This window comes from Escherichia sp. MOD1-EC6819 (assembly GCF_002965765.1).
Taxonomy (GTDB): domain Bacteria; phylum Pseudomonadota; class Gammaproteobacteria; order Enterobacterales; family Enterobacteriaceae; genus Escherichia; species Escherichia ruysiae.
In genome coordinates this window covers 39658-62338 of record NZ_PTRG01000016.1, presented here as the reverse complement: position 1 = coordinate 62338, position 22681 = coordinate 39658, and the positions used below count along the sequence as shown (strand labels likewise).

The following is a 22681-nucleotide window of genomic DNA, read 5'->3' as shown; positions in this document are numbered from 1 at the left end:
GACGAAAAATGATGCTCGCGTTAGGTATGTTTGTTTTTATGCGCCAGACGCTGCCACACCAGACCATGCAGCGTGAATCAGATTATCGCTGGCCGTCAAATTCCCGTATCGGTAAACGGGATGCCTATCAGTTTCTCGGTGTGGGTGAGGAAAACATGACGCTTGCCGGTGTGCTTTATCCCGAACTGACCGGCGGAAAGCTGACGATGACCACGCTCAGGCTGATGGCAGAGGAAGGCCGGGCGTGGCCGTTGCTGGATGGCACCGGCATGATTTACGGCATGTATGTCATCAGCAAGGTGAGTGAAACAGGGAGTATTTTCTTTGCAGACGGCACACCCCGGAAAATTGATTTTACGCTGTCACTCACCCGCGTTGATGAATCACTGGCCGCGCTTTATGGCGATATCGGTAAACAGGCGGAATCGCTCATCGGTAAGGCTGGCAGTATGGCGACTAAATTCACGGGTATGACGGGGGCGGGATAATGCTGGATGCGCTGACATTTGATGCAGGCAGTACGCTGACGCCGGATTACATGCTGATGCTCGACAGCAGGGATATTACCGGCAATATCAGCGACCGTCTGATGAGTATGACCCTGACGGATAACCGGGGCTTTGAGGCTGACCAGCTTGATATTGAACTGAACGATGCCGACGGGCAGGTCGGGCTGCCGGTTCGTGGCGCTGTCCTGACGGTTTATATCGGCTGGAAAGGTTTTGCCCTGGTATGCAAAGGGAAATTTACCGTTGATGAGGTTGAACACCGGGGCGCTCCGGATGTGGTCACCATCCGCGCCCGGAGTGCAGATTTTCGCGGGACGCTCAATTCCCGCCGGGAAGGCTCCTGGCATGACACCACGCTCGGTGCGATTGTTGAGGCGATAGCCACCCGTAACAGGCTGGAAGCCAGTGTCGCTCCGTCACTGGCCGGAATTAAAATCCCGCACATCGACCAGTCGCAGGAGTCTGATGCGAAATTCCTGACCCGTCTTGCTGAACGCAACGGCGGTGAGGTGTCGGTAAAAATGGGAAAACTGCTGTTTCTCAAAGCGGGGCAGGGGGTGACGGCCAGCGGTAAAAAAATCCCGCAGGTCACCATAACCCGCAGCGACGGCGACCGCCACCATTTTGCGATTGCTGACCGTGGAGCCTATACCGGCGTAACGGCAAAGTGGCTTCACACCAAAGACCCGAAGCCGCAAAAGCAGAAGGTAAAACTGAAACGCAAAAAGAAAGAAAAACACCTGCGCGCACTGGAGCACCCGAAAGCGAAACCAGTCACGCAGAAGAAAGCGCCAAAAGCGCCGGAAGCGCGCGAAGGTGAATACATGGCCGGTGAGGCTGACAATGTTTTTGCCCTGACCACGGTATATGCCACGAAAGCGCAGGCCATGCGCGCCGCTCAGGCGAAGTGGGATAAACTGCAACGGGGCGTTGCGGAGTTCTCCATCAGCCTGGCTACCGGTCGGGCAGATATTTACACGGAAACACCGGTTAAGGTGTCAGGCTTTAAGCGCGTCATAGACGAGCAGGACTGGACAATCACTAAGGTGACACATTTTCTGAATAATAGCGGCTTCACGACGTCCTTAGAGCTTGAGGTCAGGCTTTCTGATGTGGAGTACGAAACAGAAGGTAATGAGTGATGTGTTTTGTTTATCTGTTTGTTTTATAAGGACAAATTAACTAAAATGACACCATCAACAAAACCGGAAGAGGTGCTCGCGATGTTTCATTGTCCTTTATGCCAGCATGCCGCACATGCGCGTACAAGCCGCTATATCACTGACACGACAAAAGAGCGTTATCACCAGTGCCAGAACGTGAATTGCAGCGCCACGTTCATCACTTATGAGTCGGTACAGCGATACATCGTGAAGCCGGGAGAAGTCCACGCCGTGAGGCCGCACCCGTTGCCGTCAGGGCAGCAAATTATGTGGATGTGATCACAAAAATAGCCCCTCAGTTGAGGGGCTTTTTTGTCGATGTGGTCAATGTGTGGACGTGACCAGAAATAAATCCTTTTATTTCATTGTATTACGCGTAAAAAATAAGCCCGTGTAAGGGAGATTACACAGGCTAAGGAGGTGGTTCCTGGTACAGCTAGCATTTTATGGGTTATGTTTTTCAGCGAAACGGATGATAACCTTAATAAATGCAGCTGTATGTGATCGGTTTCTAAGAATTTTCCATCCGGGAAAAATAATCGAAATTAATCACTTACCGTGTGGGTTACGCGTGGTTTCACCAGAGAAATTACGCATCAGCAGTGCGTAATTGAGCTCAAGATCCTGCGGAACCGGGAGCCACACGGTATAACCATCGCCAGGTGCAACCGGCATCGCTTCACCTTTGGCATTTTCCATATGCTCAAGGGTAAAGTTGATGTTGCCCTGTGGCGTCATCAGTTCAAGGCTGTCGCCAACGGAGAACTTATTTTTCACCGCTACCGCCGCGAGATCGCCTTTGCGCTCACCGGTAAACTCCCCAACAAACTGCTGGCGGTCAGAAACGGAATAACCGTATTCGTAGTTCTGATAATCGTCGTGAGTATGACGACGCAGGAAACCTTCGGTGTAACCACGATGCGCCAGACCTTCCAGAGTTTCCAGCAGGCTGGTATCGAACGGTTTTCCTGCAGCGGCGTCATCGATAGCTTTACGATAAACCTGCGCGGTGCGTGCGCAATAATAGAAAGATTTGGTACGGCCTTCGATTTTCAGCGAATGCACGCCCATTTTAGTCAGACGTTCAACGTGGGCGATAGCGCGCAGATCTTTCGAGTTCATGATGTAAGTGCCGTGTTCATCTTCAAACGCGGTCATATACTCGCCCGGGCGCTGGGCTTCTTCAATCATAAACACTTTGTCAGTTGGCGCGCCGATACCCAGCGTTGGTTCGACGTTTTGTACCGGAATCGGCTCGTATTTGTGTACGATGTTGCCGACGTCATCTTCTTTGCCTTCCTGGACGTTGTACTCCCAGCGACAGGCGTTAGTGCAGGTGCCCTGATTCGGATCGCGTTTGTTGATGTAGCCAGAGAGCAGGCAGCGGCCGGAGTAGGCCATGCACAGTGCGCCGTGAACGAAGATTTCGAGCTCCATATCCGGCACCTGATTGCGGATCTCTTCAATCTCTTCCAGTGATAGTTCGCGGGAGAGGATCACGCGAGTCAGGCCCATTTGCTGCCAGAATTTTACCGTCGCCCAGTTTACGGCGTTGGCCTGCACCGAAAGGTGGATCGGCATTTCAGGGAAGTGCTCACGCACCAGCATAATCAGCCCCGGATCGGACATAATCAGCGCATCCGGCCCCATTTCCACTACCGGTTTCAAGTCACGGATAAAGGTTTTCAGCTTAGCGTTATGCGGCGCAATGTTGACCACGACATAAAACTTTTTCCCCAGCGCATGGGCTTCATTGATGCCGAGCTGAAGATTTTCGTGGTTGAATTCGTTGTTGCGCACACGCAGGGAATAACGCGGTTGTCCCGCATAAACAGCATCTGCGCCATAAGCGAAAGCGTAACGCATATTTTTCAGCGTTCCCGCCGGGGAAAGGAGTTCCGGTTTAAACATAATTCTCTCGTTCTGATGACAGGTCAGAACCGCTTCACCTGATGAAGCGGTTAGGGGAGTGTCCCCACTTTAAGGGCGGGCATTGTAGCGCAATCGGCGGGTTTAGCTCCAGTGTAAATGTCTGGTAGCGTCCTGGTTTTGGTTAAGGATACGAGTGACGATAATTTCCCCTGGTGATTACAGGAAATAAATAACGTGGTGTTCAAAAGGAAGAACAAAAATGCCTTCGCCTAATTCAGGTCTGGGAGTACCAATATTATTGTTACTCAGAATCTGGAGAACGTCTGAAAGATGTTCAACATATTTGTCGGCTTGTGGTTCGCCGAAATGGTGATAACTGTAATACCAGATGCCTTCTCAATCCTCGTTGGCTTTTGGCATGAGCTTAATAATACGCACATTATTTCCTTATCCCTGCTTTCACCTTCCGTAAAAACGCATCCTTTTCCCACGGCTGAGCTTCACCACTATTCAACCCTTCTGCAAGCATGTCACGTAACGCTTACAGGCGAGACTCTGCTTGTTTTTCTCGAAGCAAGCGCAGTGACTCACGGATCACTTCGCTTTGGGTGCGATAGTCGCCGGATTCAATTAAGGACTCGATAAATTCACGCAACTCATCGCCGAGATCAACCGTCATCGTTCTGGCCATGTTTATGCTCTCTTGTAAGTAAAAATCTTACGTCAGTGTATGTCATAAACCGGATAGCGTCACGAAAAGTATTAGAAGATATTTTGCTATATGAACATGTTCAGGAGGATAAGGATGGGGAGTGTTAAACAAAGAGAGGAGAATGAGTGCTTGCCTGTGCCTACTATTTTAATGGCGCAGATTAATCTTAATCATCAATAAATAAGTGTTTATTAGAAATAAAGCCGGACGCGTTATCCGCGCCCGGCTTAACTATTAAGTATTGTCTTTCACCTTCTGACTTGCGCCATTGGTTTTTACAGAAGCAATTCCGACTTCGCGTGATTGAGCGGTGGCATACATCTGGCTGGAACCGATTATCTGATGATTGCCAGCTTTCAGATTGAAATAAAATTTGCCGTTGCTCGCTGTTTTTTTCTCATAGCGTTCGTCCTGCGGGCTGTTGCTTTGCACCGAGGCAATGCCCTTTTCCGCAGCGGCTTTTGAGGTATACAGTTCGCTGGTGAGAATGATCTCGCCATTGCCCGCTTTTAGCACAAACCGGAACTGATTTTCACTGCTCTTATTGAGTTCAAACCAACCAGCCATAATGACTCCTTGATTGAAATTGCGTATCGAAAACAGTATGTAACGATTTAAGTATGGGTGATATTCAGTTGACTGCCAATCAGGGGAATACCCTCTAAAGGGTGGGGGAGATTACTGATAAATATGCAGGAATCTGAATGCGGATACGGTGTTATCCCTCTCCTTTCAGAGAGGGGCATGACGGGTTAATAAACAGGAAATTTTGCCCTCGCCAGGGCAACGATACATTAAACGATACGACAGGCGTCAGCTTCCCAGCGGTAACCGACACCGTAAACGGCACGGATAAATGACTGCTCTTCGTCCAGCGACTCCAGTTTACGGCGCAGGTTTTTAATGTGGCTGTCGATGGTGCGGTCGGTTACCACGCGGTAATCGTCATAAAGATGATTGAGTAATTGCTCGCGGGAGAATACTTTTCCCGGTTCATGGGAGAGGGTTTTCAAAAGACGAAATTCTGCAGGCGTCAGATCAAGCATTTTGCCACGCCATGAAGCCTGAAAACGACCTTCGTCGATAATCAACGGGCTTTCGGCATCCTGTTGCTGCAACTCGCGCTGCGGTTTGCAGCGGCGCAAAATGGTCTTAACACGCGCCACCACTTCCCGTGGGCTGTACGGTTTGCAGATGTAGTCATCGGCGCCAATCTCCAGCCCCAGCAAACGGTCGATTTCTTCGATTTTTGCCGTAACCATCACGATGGGGACATCGGAAAAACGACGAATTTCCCGGCAAAGTGTCAGACCATCAGTGCCTGGTAGCATCAGATCCAACAGGATCAGATCCGGTGGGGTCTGCCGCACATACGGCAGTACCTGATCACCGTGACTGATAAGGGTCGGCGCATAGCTCGCAGCACGCAGATAATCAATGAGCAACTGCCCCAGCTTCGGTTCATCTTCCACGATCAAAATACGCGGTGTGTTTTCGTCGATTGGTAACTCGGTCATACTTCTCTCTGTAAATCCCGTTCCAGCGGTAACTCTACTGTAATGCTTACCCCGCCAAAAGGCGAATGAGTGGCAACAATGCGACCACTGTGCGCTTCAACAATGTTAAGGCAAATCGCCAGTCCCAGCCCGGAACCGCCGCTGGCACGGTTGCGGGAACCTTCGGTGCGGTAAAAACGCTCAAACAATTTTTGCAGTTGTTCGTCGCTGACGCCCGGCGCACTGTCGGCAAAGGTCAGGCGCACCGTTTTGTCGCGCTGCTCGGCGGAGATTTGCAGGCTGCCGCCGCTGTCGGTGTAACGTAGACTGTTTTCCAGTAAGTTATTGAATAACTGCATTAAACGGTCGCGATCGCCAAATACGGTAATGCTATCCGGTAGGGAAAATTGCAGCTTCAGGCCACGGCTGGCGAAACGTTCACGAAAAGCGCCACCTGCCACTTCCAGCAGCGGGATCAGATCCACAGGCGCTTTTTGATAGGCGAGAGCACCTTCATCTGACATCGACAGTTGATGCAGGTCATCCACCAGTTTGGTCAGTGTACCGACCTCCGCCTGTAAAGAAGCCACTGTCTCCGGTGTGAACTTACGCACGCCATCCTGAATAGCTTCCAGTTCTCCGCGCAATACTGCTAAAGGCGTGCGCAGTTCGTGAGAGATATCAGCCATAAAATCGCGGCGCATCTGTTGGTTTTTCTCCAGCGTGCTGGCGAGCTGGTTGAAGTCTTGTGCCAGTTTGCCCAGTTCATCTTCACTGGTGGGCGTCACGCGGGTTGTGAAATCGCCCGCCGCAAGTTTGTGCGTGCCATCCACCAGCCGTTTCACTGGAGCGAGCAAACCGCGCGCCAGTGGGAATGTCGCCAGCGCCGCCAGTAAGGTAGATAAAGCGACAATCAGCCAACTGGTTTGCCGCTGTTGTTTATCGAAATTGATATCGGTATTGCGGGTTAACCGTTCAACGGGTGAGGCGATCACCGCGCCAACTTCAACACCATTGACCAGAATAGGGCGCCTTGTACCGTCCGGTGGAATGGGAGAGCGTGGGCCAACCAGCACTTTGTTGTTTTGATCGACCACCCAGAACTGAGTACGCCAGCCGTGTGGCGGCATACCGGGACCCGGTTTGTCTTCATTATTATCATGTTCAAATGAGCGCAGTATCTGAAATACAAAACGATCGTTATTACGCAGAAAGCGCCAGTTACCGTGCTGGGCGTACTGCTCGCCAAGTGCATCTCCGAGCATTTGCAGCCGCTGTTCATTACCATGCTTAATGTAATCGATAAAGCCGCGCTCAAAACTGATACGTACCGCCCAGTGCATCGTTATCAATAACACAATGCAGGTGGCGAAGATCGCCAGAAACAGTTTGCCGGTAATGCCGGGTCGCCAGAACTTCATTGCGCGCTCCTTTTTCTCCGCGAAATAGCCACGTTTTGATGCGTATCGTTCGGAACTCTGGCAAAGATGAACGCCGGAAGGGCGATGAGAAACGCCATGCTAAGCCAGGTGTACATAAAGACGGTTTGTGTGGTGCCGCTGTCAACGCTGACATGTTGGGAGCCAAAAAGACCCAGCAGCAGCCCGGCGATGGTCACACCGATACTCATCGACAATTGCATAATCATCGACAGCAGGCTGTTGCCGCTGCTCGCCAGATTGTCTGGTAGATCTTTCAGCGTCAGGGTGTTCATGGAGGAGAAACGCGTTGAGTTGACCATTCCTTGTAAAAACAGAACGAATGGCAAAACGTAGTACCAGCCCAACAGAGCGGTAGTCATAAACAACAGGGTGACCAGCGACAGACCCAGCGTGGTCGCTACCAGTACCCGACGGTAGCCAAAGCGATTCACCACCTGAACAACAATTCGCTTCATTCCCATGCTGCCAAGCACCATGGGGATCATCATCAGTCCGGCATGGAACGGCGAAAAACCGAGGCCGATTTGCAGGAAAACCGGCGTCATAAAGGGCAACATACCGCTGCCAATACGTCCGGCAAAACTTCCCGCCAGACCCAGCGAAAAGGTGCGGGTGCGGAACAGTTTCAGACTGAAAAGGGCGCGGTTGTTATTTCTGGCGTGCAGTAGATAAAGCACCAGTGCCACTACGCCAACCGCCACCAGGCCGACAATCGCCAGCGGCGAAAGTCCTGTGCCTTTACTGCCATCCAGCGCCAGCGTTAACACTGCCATGCCAACCGCCAGCAACAGAAAGCCGGAGAGATCGAAGCGCCGCGTCTGCATGGTGTAGTTTGGCATTAACATTAGCGTGGCGATCGCACCGATAATCCCCACCGGAATGTTGATCAAAAAGATCCAGTGCCACGACGCGTACTCCACCAGCAGACCGCCAAGCGCCGGACCGAGCAGCGGGCCGACCTGACCGGGCAGCGTGACAAAGGTCATCGCCGCCATATATTGCTCGCGCGGAACAATTTTCATCACCGTTAGCCTGCCGACCGGCACCATCATCGCACCGCCTACGCCCTGTAACGCACGTGCCAGCAACAGTTCATTAAGGGTGCCGGAAAGCGCGCAAAACAGCGAACCGAGGGTAAACAGCACGATAGCGGTAAAGAAAATATTGCGCACGCCGACTTTGTCCGCCAGCCAGCCGCTGGCAGGCAGCATCACCGCCACGGTCAGCACATAAGAGACAATGACCATGTGCATATGCAGCGGGCTTTCCCCCAGGCTTTGCGCCATTGAGGGAAGGGCGGTGTTGACGATGGTGGTGTCCAGCGACTGCATAAAGAAGCCGAAAGCCACAATCCACAATTGCCAGCGGGTGCTGTCAGGAAGATCTGTCATTTACTCGGTTACCGTTTCTTTAGATTTTCGCGAAAAACGCAGCCGCAGACGGTCGAAAAAAAGATACACCACCGGCGTGGTATATAGCGTCAGGAGCTGACTCATTACCAGACCGCCGACAATAGTGATCCCTAATGGTTGACGCAGTTCCGAGCCGTCGCCGCCAGATAACACCAGCGGCAGCGCACCAAACAGCGCCGCCAGGGTAGTCATCATAATCGGACGAAAACGCAGCAGACAGGCCTGGAAAATGGCTTCCTGCGGCGTCAGATTTCCATTCCTTTGAGCTTCGAGCGCAAAATCGACCATCATGATGGCGTTTTTCTTCACAATGCCGATTAATAACATGATCCCTATCAGGGCGATTAGGCTGAACGGGGCATTGAACAGCTCCAGCGCCAGCAGCGCCCCAACGCCCGCCGAGGGTAGGGTGGAGAGAATCGTCAACGGATGTACGTAACTCTCGTAAAGGATACCCAGCACGATATACACCGTGGCGATGGCGGCGATAATCAGGATCACCTGCGAGTTCATCGTCTCCTGGAACACCTGCGCCGTTCCGGCAAAACTGCCGCGCACCGTCGAAGGCACGCCAAGCTGAGTCATCGCACGATCGATTGCCGCACTGGCGTCCGAAAGCGATTTCCCGGTCGGCAGGTTGAACGAGATGGTCGAGGCCGCCGATAATCCCTGATGATTCACCGACAGCGGCGCGTTTGCCGGTTGCCATTTGGCGAAATACGACAACGGGATCGCTTTGCCTTCGTTATTAATGACGAACATTTTTTCCAGCGCGCTGATGTCCTGGGTATAGCGCGGATCCACTTCCATCACCACTTTATACTGGTTCATTGGCTGGTAAATGGTCGAGATTTGCCGCTGACCAAAGGCGTTATTCAGCAGGCTGTTGGCGGCCTGCACATCGATCCCCAGCCGCGCCATCGTGTCGCGATCGTAAACCAGGTTCATCTCCGCGCCATTATCCTGCTGGTCGGAGTTAACGTCCGCCAGTTCCGGCAACGTTGCCAGTTTTTTGCGGATTTTCGGCTCCCATTCGCGCAGCGCCGCCAGGTCGTCGGATAACAACGTGTACTGGTAGCTGGCGTTCGACTGACGCCCACCAACGCGAATATCCTGTACCGCCATCAGGAACAGATTCGCCCCCGGCTCTTTTGCCAGCTTCACGCGCAGACGGTCGATAATTTGCTGCGCCGTTTCGCTGCGTTCGTCGCGTGGCTTAAGGGTGATAAACATCATCCCGCTGTTCACTCGCGAACCACCGGTAAAGCCGGTGACATTATCCACTGCCGGATCGTCACGGATAATTTTCATGAAATCCTGCAATTTGCCGCGCATTGCCTGAAACGAAATACTCTGATCCGCCTGTATCCCGCCCATCAGCACGCCGGTGTCCTGCTCCGGGAAGAAGGTTTTCGGGATCGAGATATACAGCCAGATATTCAGCGCAATAGTGCCAAGCAGCACCACGCCCACCAGACGGGTGTGATTGAGTACCCATTTCAGCGACTTACCGTAGCCTTGTTGCAGCGCAACCAGCATCCGGCCAAAACCACGTAACCGTGTTTGTTCACGCGGCTTGCTGGCTTTCAGCATCCAGCCGCACATCATCGGCGTTAGCGTCAGAGAAACCAGCAGCGAAATGCCAATGGCGACTGAAAGCGTCACGGCAAATTCGCGCAATAAGCGCCCCGGCAATCCACCCATCAACAGTAGCGGCAGGAACACCGCCACCAGTGACAGACTCATCGACAGCACCGTAAAGCCGACTTCGCGAGTACCTTGCAGTGCGGCCTGTAGCGGTTTCATCCCCGCTTCCAGATGACGGGCAATGTTTTCCAGCACCACGATGGCGTCATCCACGACAAAGCCTGTGGCGATGGTGAGCGCCATCAGCGACAGGTTATTGAGACTGAATCCGCACAGATACATCGCCGCAAACGTACCAATCAGCGAAACGGGCACCGCAACGGCGGGAATAATAGTGGCGCGACCCGAGCGCAGGAATAAAAAGACCACCAGAATCACCAGCGCCACCGAGATAATCAGCGTTTGCTCGACTTCTTCCAGCGAGGCGCGAATGGTGGGGGAGCGATCCTGGGCAATTTGCAGATCAATCGCCGCCGGAATGGTCTCCTGCAACTCCGGTAATTTTGCCCGGATGCTGTCAACCGTCTGGATAATATTGGCTTCCGGCAGCTTGCGGATCATCAGCAAAATAGCCGGTTTGGCGTTGGTCATCCCGGCGTTGCGCACATCTTGTACAGAGTCGGTCACCGTCGCCACATCGCCCAGACGAACCACGCCGCCGTTGTTGTAATGAATAATCAGTGGCTGATATTCGGCGGCGGTTTTTAGTTCATCGTTGGTCTGGATCTGCCAGCGGTGAGTGCCATCCTCCAGCGCCCCCTGCGGTTTACGCACGTTGGCATTGCTGATGGCGGTGCGCACATCGTCCAGCGATACGCCCTGATTAAACAGCGCCTGCGGATTCAGCCCGACGCGCACGGCGGGCAGCGAGCTGCCGCCGACATCGACATCACCGACGCCGTCGATTTGCGCAATCGTCGGAGCCAGCTGCGTCGAGGCGAAATCGTACAGTTCACCCTGGGAATAAGTATCGGACGTCAGCGTCAGGATCATAATTGGCGCATCCGACGGGTTTGCTTTGCGATAGGTCGGGCGGCTGGGCATCCCGCTGGGCAGCAAACTTTGTGCGGCGTTGATCGCCGCCTGCACATCGCGCGCCGCGCCGTTGATATCCCGGTCAAAATCAAACTGCAAAATAATGCGCGTGCTGCCGAGCGAACTGCTGGAGGTCATTTCACTGACCCCGGCAATACGCCCAAGCGAGCGTTCCAGTGGCGTGGCAACGGAAGACGCCATTGTCTCTGGCGACGCACCGGGCAGCGAGGCGCTGACCATAATCACCGGAAAATCGACCTGCGGCAGCGGGGCGACCGGCAGCATACGGAAGCCCAGTATGCCGCACAGGGTAATGGCAACCGACAGTAAAATCGTCGCCACCGGGCGGTAAATGAAGAGGGCAAAAAACTTCACTTACGCCTCCTCTTCATGACGGGCAAAGCGGCTTTTTGCCCACAATGCCAGACGGTCGAACAGCAGATAAATCACCGGCGTGGTAAACAGTGTCAGCACCTGGCTGACAACCAGACCACCGACCATGCCGATGCCTAACGGACGGCGCAGTTCCGCGCCGACTCCGGTACTTAACATCAGCGGCAGCGCGCCAAGCAGTGCCGCCAGAGTGGTCATCAGGATCGGACGAAAACGCAACAGACAAGCCTGGTAGATTGCATCGCGCGGCGACATGCCTTGCTCACGCTCAGCAGCCAGCGCGAAGTCGATCATCATGATGGCGTTCTTCTTCACGATACCGATCAGCAAAATAATGCCGATAATCGCAATCACATCCAGTTCGCTACCGGCAATCATTAATGCCAGCAGCGCGCCGACCCCTGCGGTGGGTAGCGTCGAGAGAATGGTGATCGGGTGAATAAAGCTCTCGTACAGAATGCCGAGCACGATATACATCGCCACCACAGCCGCGACAATCAGCCAGACAGTGCTGCCAAGCGCCGACTGGAAAGCGAGGGTGCTGCCCTGGAACTGCGTGGTGATATCCACCGGTAGATTCAGCGTCTTTTCGGTGTCCATAATCGCCTGCACCGCATCGCCCAGCGAATAGTTATCCGGCACGTTAAAGGAGATGGTCGTTACCGGGAATTGATCCAGATGGTTGATGGAGAGCGGCGCAAAACGCTGCTCAATTTTGGCAATCGAGCTTAGCGGCACCACGCCACCGTCGCTGCTGGTCAGGCGAATGGTATCCAGCGCCGCGAGGCCTGGGGTATTTTCGGTGTTGTGTTCCAGCACCACGCGATACTGGTTAGCCTGAGTATAAATAGTGGAAATCAGCCGCTGACCAAACGCGTTGTACAGGGCGTTATCGACATCCGCCATGCTGATACCCAGACGGCTGGCGCTGTCGCGATCAACATTGACATACGCCACCAGCCCTTTGTCCTGCCAGTCGCTGGAGACATCAGAAAGCTGTGGAAGCTGCTGGAGTTTTTCCATCAACTGTGGCACCCAAGTGCTGAGCGCATCCAGCGACGTTGCCTGCAAGGTAAACTGGTACTGGGTGCGGCTGACCTGAGTATCGATGGTCAGGTCCTGCGTTGGTTGCAGGAAGAGATCGACGCCCGGCACTTTATCCACCGCCGTTTGCAGACGGGCGATGACTTTTTGCACCCGATCATCACGTTCATCCAACGGTTTGAGGTTGATCTGTAAACGCGAACTGTTCAGCGACGGGTTAGTGCCATCAACGCCAACAAATGAGGTCAGGCTTTGCACTGCCGGATCTTGTAAAATCACATCCGCGACCTGGCGTTGCCGCTGGGCCATATTGGCAAAGGAGCTGGATTGCGGTGCCTGCAAGGTGCCCTGAATAATGCCGTTGTCCTGTACCGGGAAGAAACCTTTCGGAATGAACACCCACAGCAGTACGCTAAGCAGCAGCGTGCTGAGCGCCACGCTTAAAGTCAGCCACGGATGATTCAGCACCTTCGCAAGCCCCCGACCATAGGCGGCGATTATCCCGTCGAACATTTTTTCCGAGGCGCGGGAGAAGCGGTTTTGTTTACGCAGCGACTCCTGGCTGAGCATCCGCGCGCACATCATCGGCGTCAGGGTCAGCGACACCACGGCTGAGATCAAAATTGCTACCGCCAGGGTAATGGCAAACTCGCGGAACAGTCGCCCGACGATATCGCCCATAAACAGCAGTGGGATCAACACCGCAATCAGCGAGAAGGTCAGCGAGATAATGGTAAAGCCGATTTCACCCGCGCCTTTGAGCGCCGCCGCCAGCGGTTTTTCGCCTTTTTCGATATAGCGCGAAATGTTCTCGATCACCACGATGGCGTCATCGACCACGAATCCGGTGGCGATGGTCAACGCCATCAGCGTCAGGTTATTGATCGAAAAATCGAGAAACACCATGACTGCGAAGGTGCCGATTAATGACAGCGGCACCGCAACGCCGGGAATGATGGTCGCCGGAATGTTGCGCAAAAACAGGTAGATAATCATGACTACCAGCGCGATAGCCATCATCAATTCAAACTGGGTATCGTCGACCGATGCGCGGATGTTGGTGGTGCGATCGGAAAGCACCGTTACTTTTACCGATTTCGGCAAACTTTCGGTGAGTTGTGGCAGCATCTGCCGGATGCTGTCGGCGGTAGAGATAATGTTAGCACCGGGCTGGCGCTGAACATTCATCACTATGGCCTGTTCTTTGTTCGCCCACGCGCCGAGCCAGCTGTTTTCTGCACCTTGCTCTACAGTTGCGACATCGCCCAGACGAATCGGCGCGCCGTTCTGGTAGGCGATGATTAGCTGGCGATACTCTTCTGCGGATTGCATCTGGTCGTTCGCCGACAGCGTGACCGCGCGGGAAGGGCCGTCGAGGCTACCTTTGGCTGAGTTAACGTTAGCGCCAGTAATGGCGGTGCGCACGGTTTCGCTGGTTAGTCCAAGAGCGGCAATCGCCTGGGCGTTAAGTTTGACGCGAACAGCCGGACGCTGACCGCCGGAAAGCGTCACCAGCCCGACGCCGGAAATCTGCGAGATTTTCTGCGCGACGCGGGTTTCCACCATATCTTCCACCTGCGTCATCGGCATGGCGGTTGAGGTGACAGCGAGTGTCATGATTGGCGGATCTGCCGGGTTCACTTTGCTGTAAACCGGCGGGTTAGGCAGGTCGCTCGGCAACAGGTTAGTGGCGGCGTTAATCGCGGCCTGCACTTCCTGCTCGGCGACATCCAGCGGTAATGTTAGCTGGAACTGCAAGGTGATAACTGACGCGCCGCCGGAACTCTGCGATGACATCTGTTTCAGGCCAGACATCTGCCCAAACTGGCGTTCGAGCGGCGCGGTAACGGCAGAGGTCATGACATCCGGGCTGGCGCCGGGGTAGAGCGTGACCACCTGAATAGTCGGGTAGTCCACTTCCGGCAGCGCCGAAACGGGCAGGGCGCGATAGCCGATAATCCCAGCGAGTAAGATCGCCACCATCAGCAGCGTGGTGGCGACAGGGCGCATAATAAACAGGCGCGACGGGCCGCCTGTGCTGCTCGGAGGTAACACCTGCATCAGGAGCGCACTCCTTTTTTCGCGTATTCACGGCTGGTGGCTTTCTCTTCCGGCGAGGTGGCGCTCTGGGCTTCCACCACTTCCACTTTCGCTCCTTCAGTCAGGCGATCAATGCCGTCTGTTACTACGCGATCGCCTGCGGAAATACCCGCGCGGATCACCACTTTCTGACTGTCCTGAATGCCCGGCGTCACCAGATGTTTGCTGACTTTGTTTTCGCTATTCAGCACCCAGACAAAATGGCCTTCGTTGCCCATTTGCAGGGCGGCGGTGGGGATCACCACGGCGTTTTGTTCGGTGTCCACTAACATGCGTGCGTTAACAAACTGATTGGGAAACAGCGCATCATCCTGATTATTGAAGCGCGCTTTCACTTTAATGGTGCCAGTAGTGGCATCGATTTGGTTATCGAGACTTAACAGCGTGCCTTCACTTAACTTCTTCGAGTTGGTGCGATCCCAGGCTTCAACAACCAGCGGTTTTCCGGCTTTTTGTGCCTGCACAACGGTGGCGATATCGCTTTCCGGCAGGGTGAAGAGCAAATCGATAGGATGCGTCTGGGTGATCACCACAATCCCGCTGGTATCACCACTGGAGATTTGGTTACCGACATCAACCTGCTTCAGGCCAACGCGACCATCGACTGGCGCAGTAATCCGGCTCCAGTCGAGTTGCAGTTGTGCGCTGGCGACGCTCGCTTCATCGGCTTTAATGGTGCCTTCGGTTTCACTGACCAGCGCCTGTTGGGCGTCCAGTTCCTGACGGGAAACGAGATTGGTTTTTGCCAGTTGTTGATAACGCGCCAAATCACGGCGCGCGTTGGCAAGTGTGGCTTTATCTTTTGCCAGTTGCCCCTGGGCTTGTGCTAATGCGACTTTGAACTGGCTGGGGTCAATCTCTGCCAGTAAATCGCCTGCTTTGACCTGCTGGCCTTCCTGGAAATGCAACGCCATCAGTTGACCGTCCACGCGGCTGCGCACCGTAACAGTATTAGCGGCGGTAATAGTGCCAAGCCCGGTGAGATAACGTGGAACGGCCTGTTCAATGGCGGTTGCCGCCTGTACTGGTGCTAAAGGGCCGGAACGCATACCACGGCGACCACCCGCTGGCGGCTGCTGTGCTTGTTTCGTCGCACCTGGGGCTGCGCTCTGGGATTCATTGCGGCCTTGCCAGAACCAGAATGCGGCGATGGCGGCGATAACCACCACGATTACGATTACCCAACGGGATTTATAACTGTCTTTCATCGTTAAGAGTTTCTCTTCCTGAAACGTTTCGCGCAATGTTACTAGTGTAGCCAGCCAATAAGGGAGAAAAATGGAGGAATTATGAAACAGTTTCGCGAATAGTCTGAATGGTGGTGCACTTTGCGAGCGCGCATCCAGTAATGACGCAGGAAACTATTTTCTCTGCAAGTTAGCGATAGACTACGTACATGGCGAAAGGAGGTAAGCCGAAGATTTCAGCGGGACGCTGAAACGGGAAAGCCCCTCCCGAGGAAGGGGCCTTAAATAAGGACAGGGTCATGATGAAGATACTCATCATCGTGGTGCTCTTAGTCATTAGCTTCCCGGCTTACTAAGACTACCAGGGCGGGGGAAACCCCGCTCTACCCTCACTCCTGAAAATATGCCTTCACGGTCAGATTGTCAATCCGCAGGCTTTGCCGTCTGCGATCCTGCCAGCAAATATTCTTTGCGAGTCGTTACGCAATAATCACAGATGAAACTATGTTATCCGCGAGTCAGCGATAGACTGCGTACATGGCGAAAGGAGGTAAGCCGACGATTTCAGCGGGACGCTGAAACGGGAAAGCCCCTCCCGAGGAAGGGGCCTAAATAAGGAAAGGGTCATGATGAAGATACTCATCATCGTGGTGCTCTTAGTCATTAGCTGGCCAGCTTACTAAGACTACTAGGGCGGGGGAAACCCCGCTCTACCCTCACTCCTGAACTTATGTTACTCCACCCTTATTGTCAATCTGTAAGCCCACGTTCTTGCGAGGCGAATAGCAAACTTATCTGCGCCGCCGGGCTTAATTCTGAAAGTATCTTCGCTTGCTCTTAATTTATTATTGCTCTCGGTATGATACCGAATCTCAATAATTCTCTAAGAAAGGAACTCTTATGAGCGAACAAATTACGTTTGCCACCAGCGATTTTGCCAGTAACCCGGAACCACGTTGCCCCTGTATTTTACTGCTGGATGTTTCTGGCTCGATGAGCGGTAGACCCATTAACGAACTTAACGCAGGATTGGTGACCTTTCGCGATGAACTGCTTGCCGATCCGCTGGCCTTAAAAAGAGTGGAACTCGGCATTGTGACTTTCGGCCCGGTGCATGTGGAACAACCATTTACCAGCGCCGCTAACTTTTTCCCGCCTATCTTGTTTGCTCAGGGCAATACGCCAATGGGCGCTGCAATTACCAAAGCCCTGAATATGGTTGAGGAGCGGAAACGTGAGTACCGTGCAAATGGTATTTCGTATTATCGCCCGTGGATTTTCTTGATCACCGATGGCGCGCCAACCGATGAGTGGCAGGCTGCTGCCAGTAAAGTGTTTCAGGGAGAAGAAGATAAGAAGTTTGCCTTCTTTACCATCGGTGTTCAGGGGGCTGATATGAATACTCTGGCACAAATCAGCGTCCGTCAGCCTTTGCCGTTGCAGGGATTACAATTCCGTGAACTGTTTAGCTGGTTATCTAGTTCGCTACGTTCGGTTTCCCGCTCCACGCCGGGAACGGAAGTTGTACTGGAAGCGCCAAAAGGCTGGACGTCAGTGTGAGCTGGCGTCTGGTCTATTCATCAGCCGTCGGAACGTCGCATATCAGCGCGGACTTACCTTGCCAGGATGCCTGCCAGATGCAGGTTGTCTGGCTAAACGACCAGCAACCGTTACTGGTGATGTTCCTTGCTGATGGTGCAGGTAGCGTTTCGCAGGGTGGCGAAGGCGCGACGCTCGCCGTCAATGAAGCGATGGCGTTTATGATGCAAAAAGTACAGGGTGGTGAATGTGCTCTGAATGATGTGCTTGCGACAGATATTGTGCTGGCAATTCGCCACCGTATTAGTGCCCGTGCACAAGCTGAAGAACTGGCGGTTCGTGATTTTTCCTGTACTTTTCTGGGCGTTATATCATCAGCGACCGGCACGTTGATTATGCAGATTGGCGATGGTGGCGTGGTGGTGGATTTTGGTGAAGGGCTACAGCTACCACTAACGCCGATGAATGGCGAATATGCCAATATGACCTATTTCATTACTGATGAAGATGCTGTCACGCGCCTTGAGACTTACAGTTGCGATGCGCAGGTGATAAAAGTGGCTGCATTTACGGACGGTATTCAGCGGCTGGCGTTAAATATGATGGAAAATTCTCCCCATGTACCTTTCTTTGCGCCATTTTTCAATGGACTGGCGTCAGCAACGTCAGAACAACGCGATATATTGCCAGATTTGCTAAAGCAATTTTTGTCCTGCCCCGCAGTGAATGAACGCACCGATGATGATAAAACGCTGGCGCTGGCCATGTGGTTGCCGTGAAATCAACTATATATACCGCAGCTGGCGATTGCGTGACGCCAGGTCATGAATTAGGCAAAGGCGGCGAAGGCGCGGTTTATGATATCAATGAGTTTGTCGATAGCGTCGCCAAGATTTATCACACGCCGCCACCCGCCTTAAAACGGGACAAACTTGCCTTTATGGCTGCGACAGCTGACGCACAGTTGCTCAATTATGTCGCCTGGCCGCAGTCAACGCTTCACGCTGGACGAGGCGGAAAAGTTATCGGTTTTATGATGCCGAAAGTCTCCGGCAAAGAACCTATTCATATGATCTATAGCCCGGCACATCGTCGTCAACGTTACCCTCATTGTGCATGGGATTTTCTACTCTATGTTGCACGCAATATTGCTTCATCTTTTGCTACGGTTCACGAGCACGGGCATGTCGTGGGTGACGTAAACCAGAACAGCTTTATGGTAGGCCGTGACAGCAAAGTGGTGTTGATCGACAGCGACTCCTTTCAGATTAACGCTAATGGCACGCTGCATTTATGCGAAGTCGGCGTGTCGCATTTTACGCCGCCAGAGCTGCAAACCTTGCCGTCATTTGTTGGATTTGAGCGCACCGTAAATCACGATAATTTTGGCCTTGCGTTGCTGATTTTTCACGTCTTGTTTGGTGGTCGGCATCCTTATTCCGGTGTACCGCTTATTGCCGAAGCGGGTAATGCGTTGGAGAAGGATATTGCTCATTTCCGTTATGCCTATGCATCAGACAATCAGCGACGTGGCTTAAAACCGCCGCCACGATCTATTCCGCTATCGATGTTACCGGGTGATGTTGAAGGCATGTTTCAGCAGGCATTCACCGAAAGTGGCGTGGCAACCGCGCGTCCGACGGCAAAAGCGTGGGTAGCGGCACTGGATTCTTTACGCCAACAGTTAAAGAAATGTACTGCTTCGGTAATGCATGTTTACCCCGGTCATTTGACCGACTGCCCGTGGTGTGCGCTGGATAATCAAGGCGTTATCTATTTTATTGATCTCGGCGAAGAGGTTGTTACCACCGGCGGGGATTTTGTGCTGGCGAAAGTCTGGGCGATGGTGATGGCATCAGTAGCACCGCCAGCATTGCAACTGCCATTACCCGATCACTTCCAACCGACTGGCAGGCCGCTTCCTTTAGGCCTGTTACGGAGTGAATACATCATTCTGATTGAGATCGCACTGTCAGCGTTATCGTTGTTGCTTTGCGGCCTTCAGGCAGAACCGCGTTATATTATTTTAGTTCCTGTGCTGGCGGCTATCTGGATTATTGGCAGCCTGACAAGCAAAGCGTACAAAGCAGAAATCCAGCAACGCCGTGAGGCGTTTAATCGTGCAAAAATGGACTATGACCATTTAGTTAACCAGATCCAGCAGATGGGTGGGCTGGAAGGTTTTATCGCCAAACGGACGATGCTTGAAAAAATGAAGGACGAGCTTTTGGGATTGCCGGAAGACGAAAAACGCGAGTTGACAGCACTTCACAACACCGCAAGGGAACGCCAGAAGCAGAAGTTTCTGGAGGGATTTTTTATTGATGTTGCTTCTATTCCCGGCGTTGGTCCCGCGCGTAAAGCGGCGTTACGTTCCTTTGGTATCGAAACAGCGGCAGATGTGACCCGGCGCGGCGTTAAACAAGTGAAAGGATTTGGCGACCATCTGACTCAGGCGGTTATTGACTGGAAAGCGAGTTGCGAACGCCGTTTTGTTTTCAGGCCGAACGAAGCGGTAACGCCAGCAGACAGACAAGCGGTAATGGCGAAAATGACCGCCAAACGTCATCGGCTGGAAGCCGCATTGACAGAGGGCGCGGCAGAGTTACAGCGATTTCGCCTTCATGCTCCCGCACGCACCATGCCGTTGATGGCGCCGTTACATCAGGCGGCAGGAAAACTGGCTCAGGCGCAGGCAGATTTAAGCCGCTGCTGAGCCATTTCTTATTTAACGAAATACTACTTCTGCCCAGCGCGCCAGCCCGGCGGTGACGGAGCCAAAATCGTCGCCACCTGCAATCGGGATGCCCGGCAGCTGTTCCGCCAGTGCCTTTTTAATCAGCGGCGATCGGGCGCTACCACCTGTCAGATAGATGACGTCTGGTTTTTCCTGGGCGTTATCCAGCGCCAGTTGCACCTGTTCCAGAATCCGCGCCAGCGGCTGGTTGAGGGCGCTTTCCAGTCCATGCTGGCTAATCAACGTTGCCAGTTTGTCACCGATAAACGGCAGCGACGCGCAGGTTTCCGCTGCGCTTGAAAGGGCAATTTTGCACTCTTCCGCGCTGCGCACCAGACGATAACTTAAACGTTGCCGCCAGACTTTCTGTAACAGGGCGACTTTCTCTGGCTCGCGGGCGTCGCGTACCAGGTCGTTAAGCAGGCGACCGTTGGCGCTACTGTAGAAATCACTCTGCGCAGGTACGTCGTTGATGGCAACCGCATTCCACCACGGTAGGATCGGCAGGGCGATACCTTTTTCGGTTTCGCCCCCCATGCCCAGCAGCGGCATCAGATGTTTAAATGCCAGCGCGATATCCAGATCGTTACCACCAATACGGCAACCACTGTGACCCAGTAGGCTGGATTCACGATCGAGACGCGAACGCCACTGCGGCCCCATCAGCAACAATGAACAGTCAGTAGTACCACCGCCGATATCCACCACCAGTACGCGTTTTTCTTCCTGCAAGGTTGCTTCGTAATCCAGCCCTGCCGCCACCGGCTCGTACTGGAATACCACATCCTTGAATCCGGCACGCTTCGCCGCACGTTCCAGAATCCCTTGCGCCTGGGCGTTTGCTTCATCGCCGCCCAATCCCTGGAAGTTGATTGGACGACCAATGACTGCCTGGGTAATTGTTTCTGGCAGTTGCGCCTGCGCTTGTTGGCGAATGTGCAACATCATTGCGCAGACCAGATCCTCAAACAGCGCCACCTGCTGTGGTTTTAACCCGCTGGCACCGAGGAACGATTTCGGTGATTTCACAAACCACACTTCTTCCGGATCATCAATATACTGCGCCAGTGAGGAAAGACCGAACTGCACGCTTTTCGCCGTGACGTCGATATCTTCTTCGCGGTTATAACGAAGCGCCCGACGTAACAGCGCCTGCGTTTCATCATCGTTTGCCGGAACATCATGATGGCGGTACAGCCACTCGCTTACTGCTTCACGCGTTGGTGCGCAAAGCATTGAAGGCAGCAGTGTGCTGTCATTTTCCATTTTCAACATCTGCGGTTTACCGTCGCGCATCACCGCCACTGAACAGTTTGCTGTACCGTAATCAAAACCAATAAACACGAAATAATCCCCATGCCGGTGAAGAAGGGGCGTGACTTTAGCGAAATGTTGCCGTCGCGACAACCGGAATATGAAAGCAAAGCGCAGCGTCTGAATAACGTTTATGCTGAAAGCGGATAAAAAAGGAGATGCGATGTATACCCTGAACTGGCAGCCGCCGTATGACTGGTCGTGGATGTTGGGATTTCTTGCCGTCCGTGCGGTGAGTGGCGTAGAAACAGTCACGGACAATTATTATGCCCGTAGTCTGGCGGTGGGCGAACATCGCGGCGTGATAAAGGCGGTTCCTGATGTCGAAACTAATACGTTGCAAGTGAATGTAAGTTCGGGATTAGAAGCGGTAGCGACCGAGTGCCTGGCGAAAATGAGCCGCCTGTTTGATCTGCAATGTAATCCGCAGATTGTTAACGGTGCATTGGGCGAGTTAGGCGCTGCGCGGCCAGGGCTACGTCTGCCCGGGAGTGTTGATGCTTTTGAGCAGGGCGTGCGCGCGATTTTAGGCCAACTGGTGAGCGTGGCGATGGCGGCAAAATTGACTGCCAAAGTAGCGCAGCTTTATGGCGAACGGCTGGATGATTTCCCTGAATATGTCTGCTTTCCCACGCCCCAACGACTGGCTGCAGCCGACCCGCAGGCACTAAAAGGGTTGGGGATGCCGTTGAAACGGGCAGAGGCGCTGATTCATTTAGCCAATGCGGCACTGGATGGCTCCTTGCCGATGAAAATGCCGGGCGACGTTGAGCAAGCGATGAAAACGCTGCAAACATTTCCTGGAATTGGGCGCTGGACGGCGAATTATTTCGCCTTGCGTGGCTGGCAAGCGAAAGATGTTTTCCTGCCGGATGATTATTTGATTAAACAGCGATTTCCAGGAATGACGCCGGCACAAATCCGCCGTTATGCCGAACGCTGGAAACCCTGGCGTTCTTATGCGCTGTTGCATATCTGGTATACGGAAGGCTGGCAACCAGAAGAAGTATGATGCTGGTCGTCTTATCCAGTCTGGGGAATGAGCGAATTGTAGACCTGATAAGACGCGTCAGCGTCGC

General features: G+C 53.4%; 18 protein-coding genes and 2 pseudogenes. 9 read left to right on the top strand and 11 right to left on the bottom strand.

Features of this window, described 5'->3' with window-relative positions:
- The first annotated feature begins 8 nt into the window (after positions 1-8).
- From A7Z06_RS19665 to ogrK, 3 genes are all read left to right on the top strand, one after another.
- Positions 9-488: a phage tail protein gene (locus A7Z06_RS19665; protein WP_000978911.1), complete on the top strand. Its 480-nt coding sequence runs from the start codon at positions 9-11 to the stop codon at positions 486-488.
- Positions 488-1651, top strand: a complete 1164-nt coding sequence (locus A7Z06_RS19660; protein WP_105279548.1) for a phage late control D family protein — start codon at positions 488-490, stop codon at positions 1649-1651. The genes A7Z06_RS19665 and A7Z06_RS19660 overlap by 1 nt, the downstream gene beginning before the upstream one ends.
- Before the next feature lie 81 nt (positions 1652-1732).
- Positions 1733-1951, top strand: a complete 219-nt coding sequence (gene ogrK / locus A7Z06_RS19655; RefSeq protein WP_000468308.1) for a prophage transcriptional regulator OgrK — start codon at positions 1733-1735, stop codon at positions 1949-1951.
- 270 nt (positions 1952-2221) lie between these two features.
- On the opposite strand, the gene trhP is transcribed toward ogrK, so the two are convergent.
- The 10 genes and pseudogenes from trhP to mdtA form a co-directional block, all read right to left on the bottom strand.
- On the bottom strand, positions 2222-3583 hold the full coding sequence (gene trhP, locus A7Z06_RS19650; protein WP_000476029.1) for a prephenate-dependent tRNA uridine(34) hydroxylase TrhP: 1362 nt from the start codon (positions 3581-3583) through the stop codon (positions 2222-2224).
- Positions 3584-3685: 102 nt separating this feature from the next.
- A pseudogene (locus tag A7Z06_RS19645) lies at positions 3686-3934 on the bottom strand (type II toxin-antitoxin system RelE/ParE family toxin).
- Between the two features lie 49 nt (positions 3935-3983).
- Positions 3984-4281: pseudogene (locus A7Z06_RS19640) on the bottom strand (type II toxin-antitoxin system ParD family antitoxin).
- Between the two features lie 209 nt (positions 4282-4490).
- The gene (locus A7Z06_RS19635) at positions 4491-4823 is read right to left on the bottom strand and encodes a YegP family protein (RefSeq protein ID WP_000929406.1); all 333 of its coding nucleotides are present in this window, start codon (positions 4821-4823) and stop codon (positions 4491-4493) included.
- Between the two features lie 227 nt (positions 4824-5050).
- On the bottom strand, positions 5051-5773 hold the full coding sequence (gene baeR / locus A7Z06_RS19630; RefSeq protein WP_000137883.1) for an envelope stress response regulator BaeR: 723 nt from the start codon (positions 5771-5773) through the stop codon (positions 5051-5053).
- Positions 5770-7173, bottom strand: a complete 1404-nt coding sequence (gene baeS, locus A7Z06_RS19625) for an envelope stress sensor histidine kinase BaeS (protein WP_000675167.1) — start codon at positions 7171-7173, stop codon at positions 5770-5772. The genes baeR and baeS overlap by 4 nt, the downstream gene beginning before the upstream one ends.
- Complete coding sequence (gene mdtD / locus A7Z06_RS19620) at positions 7170-8585, bottom strand: MFS transporter (RefSeq protein ID WP_000130891.1); 1416 nt, start codon at positions 8583-8585, stop codon at positions 7170-7172. Before mdtD ends, baeS begins: the two co-directional genes overlap by 4 nt.
- Positions 8586-11663 carry a multidrug efflux RND transporter permease subunit MdtC gene (gene mdtC / locus A7Z06_RS19615; protein WP_000667493.1) on the bottom strand — a complete coding sequence of 1026 codons (3078 nt, stop codon included), beginning with the start codon at positions 11661-11663 and terminating at the stop codon, positions 8586-8588.
- Positions 11664-14786, bottom strand: a complete 3123-nt coding sequence (gene mdtB, locus A7Z06_RS19610; RefSeq protein ID WP_105279547.1) for a multidrug efflux RND transporter permease subunit MdtB — start codon at positions 14784-14786, stop codon at positions 11664-11666.
- Positions 14786-16033, bottom strand: a complete 1248-nt coding sequence (gene mdtA, locus A7Z06_RS19605) for a multidrug efflux RND transporter subunit MdtA (protein WP_000655413.1) — start codon at positions 16031-16033, stop codon at positions 14786-14788. Before mdtA ends, mdtB begins: the two co-directional genes overlap by 1 nt.
- Before the next feature lie 278 nt (positions 16034-16311).
- On the opposite strand from mdtA, the gene A7Z06_RS19600 reads away from it, so the two are divergent.
- From A7Z06_RS19600 to A7Z06_RS19580, 5 genes are all read left to right on the top strand, one after another.
- A complete protein-coding gene (locus A7Z06_RS19600; protein WP_100792650.1) occupies positions 16312-16368 on the top strand; it encodes a type I toxin-antitoxin system Ibs family toxin in 57 nt (18 codons plus the stop codon).
- Between the two features lie 270 nt (positions 16369-16638).
- Entirely contained in the window at positions 16639-16695 is a 57-nt protein-coding gene (locus tag A7Z06_RS19595; protein ID WP_100692412.1) for a type I toxin-antitoxin system Ibs family toxin, read from the top strand.
- 217 nt (positions 16696-16912) lie between these two features.
- Entirely contained in the window at positions 16913-17572 is a 660-nt protein-coding gene (locus tag A7Z06_RS19590) for a vWA domain-containing protein (protein WP_000003183.1), read from the top strand.
- On the top strand, positions 17569-18330 hold the full coding sequence (locus A7Z06_RS19585) for a PP2C family serine/threonine-protein phosphatase (RefSeq protein ID WP_105279546.1): 762 nt from the start codon (positions 17569-17571) through the stop codon (positions 18328-18330). The genes A7Z06_RS19590 and A7Z06_RS19585 overlap by 4 nt, the downstream gene beginning before the upstream one ends.
- Positions 18327-20267 carry a helix-hairpin-helix domain-containing protein gene (locus A7Z06_RS19580; protein ID WP_024165193.1) on the top strand — a complete coding sequence of 647 codons (1941 nt, stop codon included), beginning with the start codon at positions 18327-18329 and terminating at the stop codon, positions 20265-20267. Before A7Z06_RS19585 ends, A7Z06_RS19580 begins: the two co-directional genes overlap by 4 nt.
- Before the next feature lie 12 nt (positions 20268-20279).
- On the opposite strand, the gene yegD is transcribed toward A7Z06_RS19580, so the two are convergent.
- Positions 20280-21632: a molecular chaperone gene (yegD, locus tag A7Z06_RS19575; protein ID WP_000469766.1), complete on the bottom strand. Its 1353-nt coding sequence runs from the start codon at positions 21630-21632 to the stop codon at positions 20280-20282.
- Between the two features lie 133 nt (positions 21633-21765).
- On the opposite strand from yegD, the gene alkA reads away from it, so the two are divergent.
- Positions 21766-22614 carry a DNA-3-methyladenine glycosylase 2 gene (gene alkA, locus A7Z06_RS19565; protein WP_024165192.1) on the top strand — a complete coding sequence of 283 codons (849 nt, stop codon included), beginning with the start codon at positions 21766-21768 and terminating at the stop codon, positions 22612-22614.
- Positions 22615-22681: the final 67 nt, after the last annotated feature.